The 18087-nt window shown below is 65.3% G+C and carries 1 protein-coding gene and 1 pseudogene; both read left to right on the top strand.

Annotated features, from left to right (window positions below; translation table 11 throughout):
* Positions 1-126: 126 nt before the first annotated feature.
* Positions 127-8193, top strand: coding sequence for a non-ribosomal peptide synthetase (locus A3K89_RS14570; RefSeq protein WP_084423807.1), 8067 nt, complete (start codon positions 127-129; stop codon positions 8191-8193).
* Between the two features lie 342 nt (positions 8194-8535).
* A pseudogene (locus A3K89_RS14565) lies at positions 8536-18087 on the top strand (amino acid adenylation domain-containing protein); the annotation flags it as partial.

Below are 18087 nucleotides of genomic sequence, written 5' to 3'. Positions count from 1 at the left end.
AGTCGGCCAGGCTGCCGTGATCGACGGTGGTGAAGACCGATCTCGAGGGGCGATGAACGAAGTGCGCAGGAATGCCGTGGACAATGACGAGATGTACTACTCAGCTCGGCAAGGTGTCACGACCGCATGACCGATCGCTCCGAACGTTCACGTTCTCGACGTCCACGGCCCAGCCGCACGCGGGTGCGGCGGAACGCGACGGCGCTGTTACCCCAACTCCTCCGCGGGGCAGTGGAGATCGATCCGACCGCCGACGCTTTGGTGTCCGGTGATCGCACCGTGTCTTACGGCGAGCTCGACCGGCGGTCGTCCAAGATCGCCCGCGTTCTGATCGCGGAGGGTGTCGGTCCCGAGGACATCGTCGCCATCGCAATCACGCGGTCCGTGGAGTCCGTCGTCGCACTGTGGTCGGTCGCGAAGACGGGAGCCGCTTTCGTGCCCGTCGACCCTACGTACCCGGCCGACCGCGTGTTGCACATGTTGACCGATTCCGGCGCGCAGATCGGCGTGACTACGTCCACGCATCGCGCAGATCTCCCGGGCGCGGTCCAGTGGACCGTCATCGACGACAGCCACTTCGTGGAGCGGCTCGACTCGGTCGCCGACGATACGATCTTCGCCTCGGACCGCGTCGCGACCCTACGGACCGACAACCTCGCGTACCTCATCTACACATCGGGTTCGACCGGTATCCCCAAGGGAGTGGCCGTCACGCACTCGGGACTCGCCGACCTTGCCGCAGAACAGATGGACCGGTACGAACTGACGCCGTCGGCTCGGACGCTGCATTTCGCGTCACCGAGCTTCGACGCGTCCATCCTCGAACTGCTGCTGGCGATCGCCGCCGGCTCGACGATGGTCATCGCACCGAGCGATCTCTACGGCGGCGACGAGCTCGGTCGATTCCTGCACGACAACAAGGTGACGCACGCTTTCGTAACGCCGGCCGCCCTGGCCTCCGTGGATCCGTCCGGCCTCGATTCGCTCGAGACCGTCTCCGTCGGTGGGGAAAGCGTTCCGCCCGAGCTTCTCGCGAAGTGGGGAGCTGACCGTCGATTCCTCGACGTCTATGGACCCACCGAGGCGACGGTCGTCAGCACGATGTCGTCGCCGCTCACACCTGGCGACGCGATCACGATCGGTGACGCGATAGCCGGGAGTCACGCATACGTACTCGATCAGCGTCTGAGACCCGTTCCGACGGGTGTGGCAGGCGAGCTGTACCTCGGCGGCGCGGGTGTCGCCCGGGGTTATCACGGCAAGCAAGCGCTCACGTCCACGAGGTTCGTTCCGAACCCGTTCGCGGACAGCCCCGACAACAGCCAACTGCGCGGCACACGGATGTATCGCACCGGGGATATGGTGCGACGAAATTCGTCGGGTTCGTTGGAGTACGTGGCGCGAAACGACTCGCAGGTCAAGGTGCGCGGATTCCGCATCGAACTCGGTGAAGTCGACACCGTGCTCACCGCGCATCCCTCTGTCGCTTTCGCCGTCACCGTCGGCCAGGACGGGCCCGCCGGAGACACCGTTCTCGTGTCGTACGTTCGGGCGGCTGCAGGCGCCGAGCCAAGGCCCGAAGAACTGGCGTCTTTCGCCGCAAAATCGTTGCCCAAGCACATGATTCCGTCGTCGATCATGATCATCGATGCCGTGCCTCTCACGCCATCGGGCAAACTCGATCGTGACGAACTGCCGGACCCCGAGTTCCTGACACGGCAGTATCGGGCACCCGAGACGGACACCGAACGTGCCGTCGCGACGGTGTTCGCCGAGATACTCGGAGCGGACCGCGTCGGACTCGACGACGACTTCTTCGAACTCGGCGGGAACTCGCTGTCGGCAACTCGATTGGCTGCACGAATCGGGGCAGCGCTCGATCTGAAAGTCGGGGCGCGGGAAGTGTTCGCGGATTCGACCGTACGTGGGCTGGCAGCCATCGTGGATCGACTGGACGGGGGCGCCCGCGTCGAACTGACTGCCCGGCCGAGGCCCGACCGTATTCCGCTGTCGTACGCGCAGCAAAGGATGTGGTTCCTGAACCGATTCGACGAATCGTCCCTCGCGTACAACGTTCCCATCGCGATTCGACTCACCGGCGACCTCGATCGGCCGGCGCTCGAAGCGGCGATCGCAGACCTCGTCGTCCGACATGAAGTTCTCCGCACCGTGTATCCGGAGCACGACGGCACGGGATATCAGAAGATCTTGTCCCCGTCCGAGGTGCCCAACGGACTCGACATCCAATCGGCGAGCGAAAGCGATCTGATTGCACGTATCACCGACTTCATCGCGCGTGGGTTCGATGTCACGGCCGAGATCCCCTTTCGGGCTTCGCTTTTCACTCTCGGCACGGATGACGCTGTTCTGGTTCTCGTCGCGCACCACATCGCAGTCGACGGTTTTTCCATCGGCCCGCTGACGCGCGACCTGATGACGGCGTATGCGGCTCGCATGTCCGGTGACGAAAACGGTCTTCCCTCGTTGGAAGTGCAGTACGCAGACTTCGCGCTCTGGCAGCGAGAGGCTCTCGGTAGCGAAGACGACCCGACATCGGTTCTCGCGCAGCAGCTTTCCTACTGGTCGAATCAACTTGCGGGATTGCCCGAGGTGCTCGAACTGCCGACGGATCGACCGCGGCCGACCGAAGCGAGCGACGCGGGCGCCGCGCATACCTTCGTCGTCGAGGCGGAACTGGCAACCCGACTGCACGAGCTTGCTCGCAGCCGAGACGCGACGCTGTTCATGGTCACGTCTGCGGCTCTGGCGATCGTGCTGGCCAAGACGTCGGGGACCTCGGACATCGCGATCGGCACGGCGGTCGCCGGACGGGGTGAGGAGGCGCTCGACGAACTCGTCGGAATGTTCGTCAACACCCTTGTCCTACGGAGCGACGTTGCCGACGCACGATCTCTGGCGGAGCTGATCGACGAGGCTCGCACTACGGCGCTCGATGCCTTTGCACACGCAGACGTTCCGTTCGAGCGATTGGTCGAGATCCTCGATCCACCGCGCTCGACCGCACACACCCCGCTCTTTCAGGTCATGCTCACCATGCAGAACCTGGAGAGCTCGGAACTCCAGCTGCCCGGATTACGGGTCGGCGCCGTCGATTACGACTCGACCTCGGCCAAGTTCGATCTCGCACTGACGTTGACGCCGTCAACCGACGGCGGCGCTATCGGCGGCACAATCGTGTACGCGACCGATCTGTTCGACGAAACAACTGTCGCCGCGCTTGCCGAGCGTTTCGTCGGCGTGCTGCGACTCGTCGTCGACGACCCCGAGCGTCGTGTCCGCGATCTCGATCTACGTAGCTCCGGGGAGATCTCCGATCTTGCACGGTGGAACGCCACCGACGTCGCTCGGACCGACGAGACCGTTCTCGATGCATTCGACCGATTCGTGGAGACGACTCCGAATGCACCAGCGGTCACCTTCGGTGACACGACGCTGAACTACGCAGAATTCGGTCGCCGGGTCGACGCGGCTGCGCATCATCTGGTGAGCTTGGGTGTGGGACCCGAGACTGCGGTCGCAGTGGTCGCGACGCGATCGTTGGACATGCTCACAGGCATATACGCTGTGTTGCGCGCGGGCGGAGCGTACGTCCCGCTGGATCCGTCGTGGCCGCACGACCGAATTGCCTACGTCCTGGACATCGTGGAGCCGGTCATCGTCCTCGGCGCGGACGACGACTTCCCGACGTCGGGAGTTCCGCTGGTTCGCCTCGACGCCCTTGCTGCCGATGCAGACGGTAACCGGCCGGATTCGGCGAGGCTGCGGCCGGACAACGTCGCGTACACCATATTCACCTCGGGATCGACGGGTAGGCCGAAGGGTGTGTCGGTGTCGCATCGTGCGATCGTCGGACAACTCCAGTGGTTGGCCTCGGAGTTCGAGGTCGGTCCGACCGATGCGGTCCTGCAGAAGACCGCGGCTGGATTCGACGCGTCGGTGTGGGAGCTGTTGCTCCCGCTGAGTACCGGGGCTCGTCTGGTGCTCGCCGACCCGGAGGGGCATCGCGATCCTCGGTACATGGCGAATCTGATTGCAGCCGAACGCATCACGATTGCGCAGTTCGTTCCGTCGGTGTTGGCATTGATGGCAGAGGTCGCGATTGCCGACGAACTGCGCACGCTTCGAGCCGTTCTGGTGGGTGGCGAGCAACTCGACGCAGCCTTGGCATCCGATATTCGGGCGCTCAGCGGCGCGGACGTACACAACGTGTACGGACCGACCGAGACGACGGTCCAAGTCACCCACGCGGCGAGCGGACCGTCCGACGTGTCGGTCGTTCCTATCGGCACACCGGTGTTCGGAGCGCGCTTGTATGTCCTCGACGGTGGCTTGAACGAGGTGCCGGTGTCAGTAGTCGGGGAGCTCTACGTCGGGGGAGACCAGCTGGCGCGCGGTTACATGTCCCGTCCCGACCTCACGTCCGAGCGGTTCGTGGCCGACCCGTTCGTCGGCGGCGGTTCACGTCTGTACCGGACCGGAGACCTGGTGCGCCGTCGTCGGGACGGATCGCTGGTCTACGTCGGCAGGAGTGACGCACAGGTGAAGGTCAACGGACTCAGAGTCGAGCTGGGTGAGATCGAGTCAGCATTGCGGGCCGATGCAAGTGTCAGCGCTGCGGCGGCGTCGGTCGTGTCAGGCGTTCTCGTCGGGTATGTCGTGCCTGCCGAAGGACACATCGTCGACGAGGATGCACTGCGCGAACATCTGAGCACGAACTTGCCTGGATACATGATCCCCACCCGGTTCATGGTGCTGGAGAAATTGCCCTCCAACGCCAGCGGAAAACTGGACCGGCGTGCGCTTCCAGCTCCGAGTTACGTTGCGTCACAGTCCTATCGAGCGCCTGAAACCGACATCGAGCGTGTGCTCGTTGCCCTCTTCGCGGAGGTACTCGGACGCGAGCGGATCGGTCTCGACGATTCGTTCTTCGCGATGGGCGGCGACAGCATCATGTCGATTCAGCTGGTGTCCAGGGCGCAAGCCCGTGGTCTCGCGTTCCGTCCACGTGACGTCTTCGAAGCGAAGACCGTCGGACAACTGTCTCAGGTGGCCTCGTGGTCCACCCAGGACGCCGTAGTGCTTTCCGAGATCGAGGGTGGTGGTGTCGGAACGATGCCGACGACCCCGATCGTGGAAGCCATGATCCAGCGCGGAACCGATTACGGCAGGTTCACCCAGTCGGTGGCACTGGAGCTGCCGACCGGGATCGACCGGGACGGAATCGTCGCGACGATAGCTCACGTCGTGAACCACCACGACATGCTGCGATCGCGATTGGACCTGGACGAACGCGTGATCGAAGTAGCGCCACCCGGATCGGTGGATGTCGACACTCTCGTGCTCCGAGTCGACTGTGCGCCGGACGCATCGCCGTCGGCCGTCGCCGAAGCAGGGTCGACGATGCTCGACCGTGCGCTCGGCCAACTGGATCCCTCGTCGGGCGCGGTTCTTCGATTCGTGTGGATCGACTTCGGCCCCACCAGGGCGGGGCGAATCCTCGTCGTCGCTCACCATCTCGTCGTGGACGGAGTTTCGTGGCGCATTCTCGTCCCTGATTTCGTGACGGCATGGGCGCAGCACTCGGCCGGTGGCCCAGTGACCTTGGCGCCGGTCGGGACCTCCATGCGAACATGGGCTCACGCGATCCGTGAAGAGGCCGCGTCGGCCCCGCGGCGCTCCGAACTCGACTTCTGGCAATCCGTTGTGGACACGCCCGATCCTCTGCTCGGCAGCCGAGCGTTCGACCCGACGATCGACACGCGTTCGACGATGGAGTCGGTCTCCGTATCGGTGCCGTCCGAGGTGACCGACACGTTGCTGACGACGGCCCCGGCAATCGTCCGGGGTGGAGTCAACGACGTGCTGCTCACCGCACTCGCGATGGCGGTGACCGAGCTGCGGCGGCGACGCGGAATCGACGCGCCCGCCACCCTCGTGAGCCTCGAAGGACACGGCCGTGAAGAGGACGTCGTGCCGGGCGCAGACCTGTCGCGCACCGTCGGCTGGTTCACCACGGTGTTCCCAGTCGCGCTCGACCTCTCCGGAATCGACCTCGTCGATGCGTTCGGGGCGGGCGCCGGTGCAGGTGCAGCTCTCAAAATAGTCAAGGAGAACCTTGCCCGGATTCCCGACAAAGGCATCGGGTTCGGCTTGTTACGTCACCTGGACACCGTTACGGCTGCCGCTCTCCAGGGGCGACCACAGCCGCAGATCGGGTTCAACTACCTCGGACGAGTCGGGGCAGGTACCGGCGAGATTCCCGCCGGCGTGGAGATCGGGTGGGTACCCGCAGGCGATATGGGCGACATCGACGCCCCCGCAGACGATCTCGCGGCGGTAGCACTCGTCGACGTGAATGCTCTGGTGACGAACACCCCGAGCGGCGAGCAGCTCGAAGCGAGTTTCGCCTTCGCGTCGAGGACCATTGCACGCGAAGACGTCGACGAACTCGCGCAGCTGTGGGTGGATGCGCTCGACGCTGTCGCAACCTATTCGGTCTCGGCAGGGGCCGGCGGGCTGACACCATCCGACGTCCCACTCGTGTCCGTGTCCCAGGCCGACATCGACCGGTGGGAAGCGGCTTACGGCGACGTCGAAGACATCTGGCCGCTCACGCCGCTGCAGCAAGGACTGCAGTTCCATGCGCTCGCGGCAGGCTCGTCTCCGGACGTCTACATGCCGCAGATCGTCCTGACACTCGGCGGAGACCTCGATGCCTCGCGCTTACGCAGCGCCGCGGAGGCGGCAGTGGCTCGTCACGACGGCCTCCGAACCGTGTTCGTTCAAGCCGAGGACGGCCGGTCGGCGCAACTCGTGCGGTCACGTGCCAGCATCGGGTGGAACGAACTGGATCTGTCGGCTGAAACCGAGGCCGACAGACACCGTCGATTGCAGGCCGCGATCGAGGAAGACCGGTCCACTCGGTTCGATCTCGTCGGTGGCCCGCTGCTGCGGTTCACCGTAATACGGTTGTCGCGCAACGAATTCAGGCTCATCGTCACCGACCACCACATCGTGCTCGACGGGTGGTCGATGCCGATCCTGCTTCAGGAAATTCTGGCGCTGTACGCGCTGCGCGGTGACGATGGACTCCTGCCTCGCCCGAAGTCGTACAGGTCTTATCTATCCTGGCTCGGCGCGCGCGACATCACCGAGTCGTTGGACGTATGGTCCGCCGCGATGGCCGAAGTCCAGGAACCGACGTTCGTAGCAGGTCGCGAAAGGGTTGTGGTCGGGGAATGGGCCGAGCCGAAGTCTCTGACCCTCGGGCCGGACGAAACGTCGGCGCTGACGGCAACGGCAGCCCGGTTACAGGTCACCATGAATACTCTGGTCCAAGCAGCCTGGGCGATACTCCTTGCCCGCACGCTCGACCGCACCGACGTGGTCTTCGGTGCGACGGTCTCCGGCCGACCTGCCGAGATCAACGGGGTCGAAGGCATGGTGGGGTTGTTCATCAACACCATTCCGGTCCGCGTGCATCTCGAACCCGACGCCACAGTCGCATCCTTCCTCGAGCGTCTCCAGCGCGAACAGGTCGAGTTGCTGGAACACCACCACGTCGGACTCGCGGACATCACGCGCCGCGTCGGCGCGGGTGCGAAGTTCGACACCTTGACTGTGTTCGAGTCCTACCCGGTCGACGGGGCGGGGATCGCCGAACAGGCTGCGTCGATCGACGGGCTGACCGTTCTGGGCATGACGTTCGCCGAGTCCACCCACTACCCGGTGACGTTGCGCGTAACCCTCGGCGAGGAGTTGAACATTCGGCTGGAATACATGCGGGAAGTGGTTCCGGACGAGGTCGCGCATGAGTTGCTGCAGTCGTTGGAACGAGTCCTGTCGGTGTTCGGGTCCGATCCGGACACGGCGTTGCGTTCGGTGACGCATGCAGTCGGTCCATTGGACATTCGGTCGTGGCCGGCGAGCCCGACGGCTGTGGAGCAACTGTCACCGCGAAGTGATCGAACCGCCGACGTGGCTGCAGCGGTAGCGGCGACGTCCGAGCTGTTGGGACTCGCCGATGTGCGTGCGGAGGACAATCTGTTCGACCTCGGTGCCGGCTCGCTCGACGCGCTCGCACTCGCAGGTGTGTTGACCGCCGTGCTGAATCGTCGCATCCCGCTCGCCTCGGTGTTATCCGGAAAGACGATCGAAGCAATCGTCGGGTGAACCGTTTGCGAGCAGCTGTGAACAGGTCCCTGCCAATGTCCGAGTTATCGGTCATTTCACCGAATAATCAGCGCTTATGGATATTGCATGGTTTGTTCGTAAGGAATTGTTCATGTGTCGCCTGAGTCGGATCGACGAGGGGTTGTATGGCATCTCTGCAGGTCAAGGGCCGCGATGTGGGAGGAGGTCCAGGTCGCCCGGCGTGCCCTGAATTATTCGTGACCGTGCTGTAATAGGGCGCAGCGCCCAAAGTAATCGCCTTGGTAGTGGTGATCGCCGACGGTGCCGAGATGAGACGCGGGGTCTCGTCTGGTTCGTCGACGCGCTAGGGGTTTTGCACGTATGAGTTCACGGTCGTCCAAGGAATCGCCCTCTACACGGACGGACGGAACCCGGGAGAAGCGGACGCCACGAACACGCAAGTCCCGTCGAACGCGCGCGACACTTCTTCCTGCACTGCTCGCCACGGCAGTCGAGCGCGATCCATCGGCTGTCGCCCTGGTCGACGGCGATCGCACGGTGACCTACGCCGAACTCGATACACGCTCGTCGACACTCGCGCGGGCGTTGATCGCCGACGGCGCGGGTCCCGAATCGATCGTCGCCGTTGCACTCACCCGCTCGCTCGAATCCATCACCGCCATCTGGGCCGTGATCAAGTCAGGGGCGGCGTTCCTCCCCGTCGACCCGTCGTATCCCGCTGAACGGATCCGGCACTTGCTGACGGACTCGGGTGCCTCGCTGGGCGTGACGGTCGGTATCCACCGCGACGTGCTGCCGTCGTCGTGCACGTGGTCGGTCCTGGACGACGACGCCTTCGTGCGTAGTCTCGAGCAGTACTCGGGCGACCCGGTGTCGACGGCGGACAGGACCGGCACGCTGCGCGCGACGAATCCGGCCTACGTCATCTACACGTCCGGCTCGACGGGCACACCGAAGGGCGTCGTCGTGTCTCACGCGGGACTCGCCGATCTGTGCGGTCATTCCGTGCGGACGCTCGGTGTCACCGCCGAATCTCGCACCCTGCACTTCACGTCGCCGAGCTTCGACGTCTCGATCTTCGACTACCTGATCGCGATCGGATCCGGGGCGACGATGGTGATCGCGCCCCCGGACAACTACGGCGGTGCCGAACTGAAGGACCTGCTGAAGCGAGAGCGCGTCACGCACGGCTTCAGCACTCCCGCCGCACTGACGTCGATTGACGGTGACGGATTGCCCGATCTCCAGGCCCTCGTCGTCGGCGGTGAGGCGTTCGGTGCCGACCTCGTCGCCCGATGGGCGCCAGGTCGGGCCGTGTTCAACGGGTACGGACCGACCGAGGCCACCATCTTCGCGACCATGTCGTCGGCCTTGGTCGTCGGCGAGCGCATTCCTCTCGGCGACCCCGTCGACGGCATGCGTGCGTACGTGCTCGACACCCGTCTGTCGCCCGTTCCACCGGGTGTCGCGGGCGAGCTGTATCTGGCAGGCGGCGGTGTCGCGCGTGGGTATCACGGGCGCCTGGCTCTGACGTCGGAGCGTTTCGTCGCAGATCCGCACGACCCCGCAGGTGGCCGGATGTACCGTACCGGCGACGTGGTGCGCCGGGACGCGTCGGGCGCCCTGGAATACATGGGACGCAACGACTTCCAGGTCAAGATCCGCGGCTTCCGCATCGAGCTGGGTGAGATCGACGCAGCGCTTGCCACGCACCCCGACGTCGAATTCGCGTTGACGATGGGCAGTGACGCAGGGGCAGGGGGCACCGCGCTGGTGTCGTATGCGCTTGTGGCAGAGGGCTCTTCGGCGGACAGCGCGGCACTGCTCGCCTGGCTGCGGGAGTCGCTGCCGAAGCACATGGTGCCGTCGGCGATGATGCTGATCGACCACGTTCCGCTGACCGGTGCCGGCAAGGTGGACCGCTCGAAGTTGCCCGCCCCCGCGTTCGAATCACGCGAGTATCGCGCGCCGTCGACACCGACCGAGGATGCCGTCGCCGCCGTGTTCGGCGAGTTGCTCTCGCGCGACACCGTCGGCGCCGACGACGACTTCTTCGAGCTCGGAGGAAACTCCCTCATCGGCACGCAGGTGGCCGCGCGCGTCGGAGCGCGTCTGCACAAGCGTGTGCCGGCGCGCCTCCTGTTCGACGCGCCGTCGGTGTCGGCACTGGCTGCCGCGATCGACAATCAGGCGGACGTGGGCCAACGCGTGGAACTCGGTGCGCGGGAGCGGCCCGAACGCATTCCGCTGTCGCTCGCGCAGCAGCGCATGTGGTTCCTCAATCGCTTCGACCCGACGTCGTCGGCCTACAACATCCCTGTCGCCGTGCGGCTTTCGGGTGCACTCGACACCGATGCGCTCACTGCAGCCGTGACCGACGTCGTCGAGCGCCACGAAACGCTCCGGACCATCTATCCCAGCGACGAGCAAGGGCCGCATCAGGTCGTGCTGACCGCGACGGACGCGTCGGTCGCTCTGGAACGCCGTCGTACCACCGAGAGCGACGTCACCGCCGACGTGCTCGCGAGCATCGACACCGCGTTCGACGTGGAAACCGAGGTGCCGCTGCGTATCTCATTGTTCGCGCTGTCCGAGACCGAACACGTCCTCGTCGTCGTCGTCCACCACATCGCTGCCGACGGTTCCTCTGTCGTACCGCTCACGCGTGACGTGATGATCGCGTACTCGGCGCGGACGCAGGGGACCGCACCGCAGTGGACTCCACTGGACGTCCAGTACGTGGATTACACGTTGTGGCAGCGCGATACGCTGGGCGACGCCGAGGATTCGACGTCGACGGCTTACACTCAGATCGAGTTCTGGAAGTCCGAGTTGGCCGGCATACCCGACCAACTCGACCTATCGTTCGACCGGCCTCGCCCGCCCGTCCAATCTCTCGCAGGCGGCGAGATTCCATTGGAGTTGGACGCCGACCTGCACGCAGCCTTGACCGAGACCGCGCGCGCATCGAACGCGTCGTTGTTCATGATCATGCACGCGGCGTGGGCGGTGACGCTGTCACGCCTGTCTCAGCGCGGTGACATCGCCGTCGGTTCCCCGATCGCGGGACGCGGCGAAGCGCAACTGGACGACCTGATCGGAATGTTCGCCAACACCATCGTGTTTAGAACGCACGTCCGCTGGGGCGACAAGTTCGAGACTTTTCTTCGCTCGGTCCGCGACACCGACCTCGAGGCGTTCGCGCACGCCGACGTTCCGTTCGAAACACTCGTCGACGCTCTCGAGACCGTCCGCAGCACCGCGCGCCACCCGCTGTTCCAGGTCGGGTTGTCGTTCCAGAACATCGCTCGCACCGCACTGGAGCTTCCCGACCTGACCGTCACCGGTCTCGATGCCGACGGAGGAGTCTCGAAGTTCGACCTGCATCTGGTCGTGTCCGACACCTACGAACCCGACGGCGCACCAGCGGGTCTGGCCGTCGTCCTCACGTACGCGTCGGCACTCTTCGACCGCTCGACGGCGGCCGCGACGCTCGACCGCTACGTGCGCGTTCTACGAACGATCGTCGCCGACCCGCGCATCGTGATCGGAGACATCGATCTTCTCGACGCGGCCGAGCGCAGTCTCGCGTTGGAGGCACGCAACGACACGGCCTCGCAGGTGGATTCGTCGGCGACTCTGGTCTCGCTGTTCGACGCGGCCGTCGCTGCCGGACCCGAGAGGACGGCCGTCGTCTTCGGCGACGAGCGGTGGACGTACCGCAGGTTCGACGCGCAGGTGAATCGACTTGCACGGCACCTGATCTCGCTCGGTATCGGCCCGGAAGCCTCGGTCGCGCTTGCCTTCCCGCGGTCCGTCGATCTGCTCGTCGCCATGTACGCCGTCGTCAAGGCAGGCGCGGCGTACGTGCCGGTGGACCCTGCGCAACCTGCGTCACGCACCGATCACATCCTGCGGACCGCGGACGTAGCTGCAGTGCTGACGTCGTCGGCCACCGAATTCACCACCGAGGTGCACTGCCCGGTAGTGGCGGTGGACGGGCTCGACCTCGATCGTTATGCGAACACGACGATCACCGACGTCGATCGCCTGTCTCCGCTGCGGCCGTCGAACACGGCGTACGTCATCTTCACCTCCGGTTCCACGGGCACGCCGAAAGGCGTCGCGGTCGAGCATCGTTCGGTGGTCAATCAGCTGGAGTGGCTGCGTCACGAGTACCAGCTGAGTGCGTCGGATGCGGCTGTACTGAAGACGCCGGTGACGTTCGACCTGTCGGTGTGGGAGCTGTGGTCGATGCTCACCGTGGGTGGTCGCCTCGTCGTCGCCGAACCGGAACGCCACCGCGAGCCCGAATACCTGAATGCGCTGATGGCGGCCGAATCCGTCACCACCCTTCACGTCGTCCCGTCGATGCTGGCGGCGCTGGTCGCCGGCGAGGCAGACGGGTTGCCGTCGACTGTGCAGCGCGCTTTGGTGATCGGCGAGGCGTTCCCGCCCCGGACCGCGTCGGCCGCCGCACGGGGACACGATCTTCGTCTCGACAATCTGTACGGCCCGACCGAAGCGGCCGTATCGGTCACGCGGCACACCGTCACGGAACCGTCGGAGGAGAACGGATCCATCCCTATCGGTCTGCCCGAGTGGAACACACAGGTATTCGTACTGGACGCTCGGTTGTCGCCGGTGCCCGACGGTGTCGTCGGCGAGCTGTACCTCGCGGGCGTGCAACTGGCGCGTGGCTATCGAGGACGCGGTGACCTGACGGCGGAGCGGTTCGTCGCGAATCCCTACAGTGCCGACGGGTCCAGGATGTACCGCACAGGCGACCTCGTGCGGTGGGTGGCAGGCGAACTCGACTACGTCGGCCGCGTCGACCATCAGGTGAAAGTTCGGGGTTTCCGTATCGAACTGGGCGACATCGAGGCCGCGCTGCGTGCTGTGGACGGCATCGGCGACGTCGTCGTCGTGGATCACGTCGATCGGCACATGGGCACCACGCTCGTCGGGTACGTCGTCGGACACGTCGAACCGGCATCGGTGAAGAAGGCTCTGTCGCAGGAACTTCCGTCGTACATGGTCCCCTCGTCGATCGTGGTGCTGGACACGATTCCGCTGACGGTCAACGGCAAGGTCGATCGTGCGGCCCTTCCCGCCCCGGTCTTCGAGACCACCGCTTATCGTGCGCCGACGACGCCCGTCGAGGAAACTGTCGCCGCCATCATCGGAGATGTCCTCGGTACCGATCGGGTGGGGGCGGACGACGACTTCTTCGCGCTCGGTGGCAACTCTCTGCTCGCGACTCAGGTCGTCGCCCGCCTCGGTGCTGCTCTCGACACGCAGGTGCCCGTCCGGGCGATCTTCGAGGACCCGACGGTGGCCGCTCTGGCCGCTCGGGTCGAGGAACACGCAGGAAGTGGGGCGGCGATCCCGCTGGTGCCTGCGGATCGTCCCGACGTCGTTCCGCTGTCGCTCGCTCAGCGGCGCATGTGGTTCCTGAACCGCCTGAACCCGGAGTCGACGACGGAGAACATCCCGGTCGCGGTCCGGTTGAGCGGATCCCTCGATCTCGAGGCGTTGGCCGCTGCGGTGCACGACGTCATCACTCGGCACGAAGTACTGCGCACGGTTTACCCCGAGATCGACGGAGTCGGAACCCAATCGGTTCTCGGCGCCGACGAGGTCCACGTGGACCTCGAGCCGCGTCGGATCGCCGAGGATGCTCTGGCGTCCGAGGTCGTAGCCGTCGTCGGAGTAGCGTTCGACGTGCAATCGCAGGTCCCGCTGCGCACCCGCGTCCTCCGCGTGGCCGACGACGAGCACGTTCTCGTCCTCGTCACCCATCACATCGCCGCGGACGGTTCGTCGATGGCACCTCTCGCCCGCGACGTCATGATTGCCTACGCGGCGCGCGCCGAGGGTGCCGCGCCGACATGGCCGCCTCTGCCCGTGCAGTATGCCGACTTCGCGTTGTGGCAACACCGCGTACTCGGCGACTCGAACGACCCGGAATCCGTCGGTGCCGTCCAGGAACGGTTCTGGCGTGACGAGCTGCACGGGCTGCCGGAACAGCTCGAACTGCCGACCGACCGGCCACGTCCCCGCACCGCGTCGGGTCTCGGCGCGTCGGTCACCGTGGACGTCGCGTCCGAGTTGCACACGCGCATAAGACGCTTCGCGCGCGAGCACCGTGCGACGCCGTTCATGGTCGTTCACGGCGCACTGGCCGTGCTGCTGTCGAGGCTGTCCGCGACCGCCGACATCGCAATCGGAACGCCGACCGCAGGACGTGGCGACGCCGCACTCGACGATCTCGTGGGCATGTTCGTCAATACACTGGTCCTCCGGACACCCATCGACCCCGCAGCATCGTTCGATTCCGTGCTCGCCGATGTCGCGCGCATCGACCTCGCTGCCTTCGGCCACGCAGACGTGCCCTTCGAGCGAGTGGTGGAGGTCGTCGATCCGCCGCGATCGCAGGGCAGGCACCCGCTCGTCCAGGTGCTTCTCGCGTTCCAGAACACCCCGCGCACGACGTTCGAACTGCCCGGTCTGACCGTGTCCGCCGTCGACATCGGCACGACGACCGCCAAGATGGACCTGCAGGTCACCGTCGTCGAACAATTTTCGGCCGACGGTTCGAACAACGGGTACAGCATCGCATTCACGTACGCGACGGACCTGTTCGACGAGAGTACCGTCGCCGGATTCGCTGCCGGGCTCGTTCGTGTTCTCGAGGCCGTGACGTCGGGTTCGGACGCCTCGGTGGGGGACATCGATCTGCTGGATTCGAGTGAGCAGCAGCGAATCCTGTTGTCTTGGAACGATACCGCACGTGTGCTGGATGCGGGTGCGACGGTGTTGGATGCGTTCGATGCGCAGGTGGCGGCACGTCCGGATGCGACTGCGGTGGTGTTCGAGGGGACAGCTCTGTCGTTCGCCGAGTTCGATGCGCGCGTGAATCGTCTTGCGCGTTACCTGATTTTGGTGGGGGTGGGTCCGGAGCGGACGGTCGCGGTGGCGATGCGTCGCTCGACCTCGATGCTGGTGGCGCTGTATGCGGTGTTGCGGTCGGGTGCGGCGTATGTTCCGGTGGATCCGGACCAGCCTGCGGAGCGCAACAAGTACATTCTCGATACGGCCGGTGTGTCGGTGGTGTTGTCGACGTCGCGGGACGAGGTGGCGTTCGAGCATGTTGCGGTGGATCGACTCCCGCTCGAGGGGTTCTCGGCTGGGCCGGTGACGGATGTGGATCGGGTTCGGCCGTTGCGTGCGTCGAATGCGGCGTATGTGCTGTTCACCTCGGGCTCGACGGGTCGGCCGAAGGGTGTGGCGGTGTCGCATGCGGCTGTGGTCAACCAGGTGTCGTGGTTGGTCGCCGAGTACGGCCTGGGTTCCGATGATGTGGTGTTGCAGAAGACTCCGTTCACGTTCGATGTGTCGGTGTGGGAGTTGTTCGGCACGTTGGCTGCCGGCGGCACGCTCGTCGTCGCCGAGCCGGACGGTCATCGTGATCCGGAGTATCTGGGGTCGGTGATCGAGTCGGAGGGTGTGACGGCGACGTCGTTCGTTCCGTCGATGCTGTCGGTGTTCCTTGCTCAGGTCGATTCGTCACGGCTGCAGTCGCTTCGGCATGTGTTGGTGGCGGGTGAGGCGTTCCCTGCTGCTGTCGCCGATGCGGTGCGGATGGCGTTGCCTGCTGCAGGTGTGCACAACTTGTACGGTCCGACGGAGTTCGCCGTGCATGCGACGGCCTATACGCTCCGCGCCGGCGATGTGGTGCCCTCGGGTGTTCCGATGGGTCGACCTGTGTGGAATTGTGCTGTGTACGTTCTGGATTCGCGGTTGCATCCGGTGCCGGTGGGTGTGGTGGGTGAGTTGTACCTGAGCGGTGTTCAGTTGGCTCGGGGGTATTTCGGTCGTGCGGATCTGACGGCGGATCGGTTCGTGGCGAGTCCGGTGGGGAACGGGGAACGTCTCTATCGCACGGGTGATCTGGTGCGCTGGACCGCCGATGGGGTACTGGCATACGTCGGTCGCTCCGATTTTCAGGTGAAGTTGCGTGGTCAGCGGATCGAGTTGGGTGAGATCGACGCGGCTCTGGACCGGCTGCCGTCGGTCGCTCGGGCGACGGTCGCGGTGCGCTCGGATCGCTTGGTTGCCTACGTTGTCCCGGCCGGCGAGGCGATCGACGTCGATGTGGTGAAAGCGTCTGTGGCCGAGGTGTTGCCGTCGTACATGGTGCCGTCGGTGTTCGTGGTGCTCGACGAGTTGCCGGTGGGTGCGTCGGGCAAGTTGGATCGGAAGGCGTTGCCGGAGCCGGTGTTCGAGGTGCGTGAGTTCCGAGCTCCGCAGACGCCCGTTGAGGAGATCGTCGCTGACGTTTTCGCGGACTTGTTGGGCGCCCCGCGCGTCGGAGTGGACGACGACTTCTTCGAACTCGGCGGCAACTCGCTGATCGCGACGCAGGCACTGTCACGTATCGGTGCTGCGCTGGGACGACGAATCCCCGTCCGTGTCATGTTCGAAGCGTCCTCGGTGGAGGCGCTGGCTGCGCGTGCCGAAACACTGGCCGGGGAGGAGCGTGCACCGCTGGTATCGCGTCCGATGCCCGCGCGCGTGCCGTTGTCGCTCGCCCAGCAACGTATGTGGTTCCTGAACCGTCTCGACCCGGACTCTGCGACGGACAACATCCCGGTGGCGGTGCGCCTGCGCGGTGACCTCGACGTCGCTGCGTTGCGTGTCGCGGTGACCGATGTGCTTGCGCGTCACGACATTCTGCGCACCGTGTATCCCGACGTCGACGGAGTCGGCTATCAGCACGTGCTCGCCGTCGCCGACGTGGAGGTCGATCTCGAGCCGCGTGGCGTCACCGAAGACGACGTTCTCGGCTCGGCGTTCGAGCTGTTCACGCGCGGATTCGACGTGACGACGGCGCCGCCCGTGCGTACGCGGCTGCTACGGGTCGAAGACGACGACCATGTGCTACTCGTGGTCGTACATCACATTGCGGCGGACGGTTTCTCGGTCGGGCCGTTGACCCGGGACATCATGATCGCCTATTCGGCGCGGGTGAACGGAGGCGTTCCTGCGTGGACTCCGCTACCGGTGCAGTACGCCGATTACACGCTGTGGCAGCGGGACGTGCTGGGGTCCGAGGACGATGCACGCTCACTGCTGTCGCGCCAGCAGAGGTACTGGGTCGACCAGCTGGCCGATCTGCCCGAACAACTCGACATTCCCACCAGCCGACCGCGGCCGCGCGCCGCGTCGGGACTGGGTGCGATGCACACGTTCTCGATCGGTGCCGATCTGCGCGCCGGCATCGACACGATCGCGGGTGACCAGAGAGCTACGCCGTTCATGGTCGTGCACGCAGCGTTGGCCGTGGTGCTGTCCCGGTTGGCAGGCACGTCCGACGTCGCGATCGGTACACCGGTCGCGGGACGCGGTGACGTGGCCCTCGACGACCTGATCGGAATGTTCGTCAACACGCTTGTGCTGCGCTCACGGGTGGACGCGGGATCGCGTTTCACCGACATCCTCGCCGCAGTGCGAAACAGCGACATCGAAGCATTCGAGCACGCGGATATTCCGTTCGAGCGTCTCGTCGAGGTGCTCGATCCGCCTCGCTCGCAGGGTCGGCATCCGCTGGTGCAGGTGCTTCTCGCGTTCCAGAACATCGGCGCAGGCACGTTCGAGCTGCCCGGATTGACCATCAGCGGAGTCGAATTCGACGCCACCGTGGCCAAAATGGATCTGCAGCTGACCGTGTCGGACAGCGTGAATGCCGGCGGCGCGTCGGCGTATCGCGTCGACGTCACCTACGCCACCGATCTGTTCGACGCCTCCGCGATCGAAGACCTGGGTACGCGTCTACTGTCGGTGCTGGGTGCAATCACCACGGATGCGGACGTCGTCGTCGGTGACATCGACCTGGTCGACGAAGCCGAG

This window comes from Rhodococcoides kyotonense (assembly GCF_001645385.1).
Taxonomy (GTDB): Bacteria; Actinomycetota; Actinomycetes; order Mycobacteriales; family Mycobacteriaceae; genus Rhodococcoides; species Rhodococcoides kyotonensis_B.
This window is presented reverse-complemented; position numbering and strand designations above follow the sequence as displayed.

Coding starts and splice junctions, on each gene's coding strand:
- A3K89_RS14570 (WP_084423807.1), top strand. CDS start 127: ATGACCGATCGCTCCGAACGTTCACGTTCTCGACGTCCACGGCCCAGC.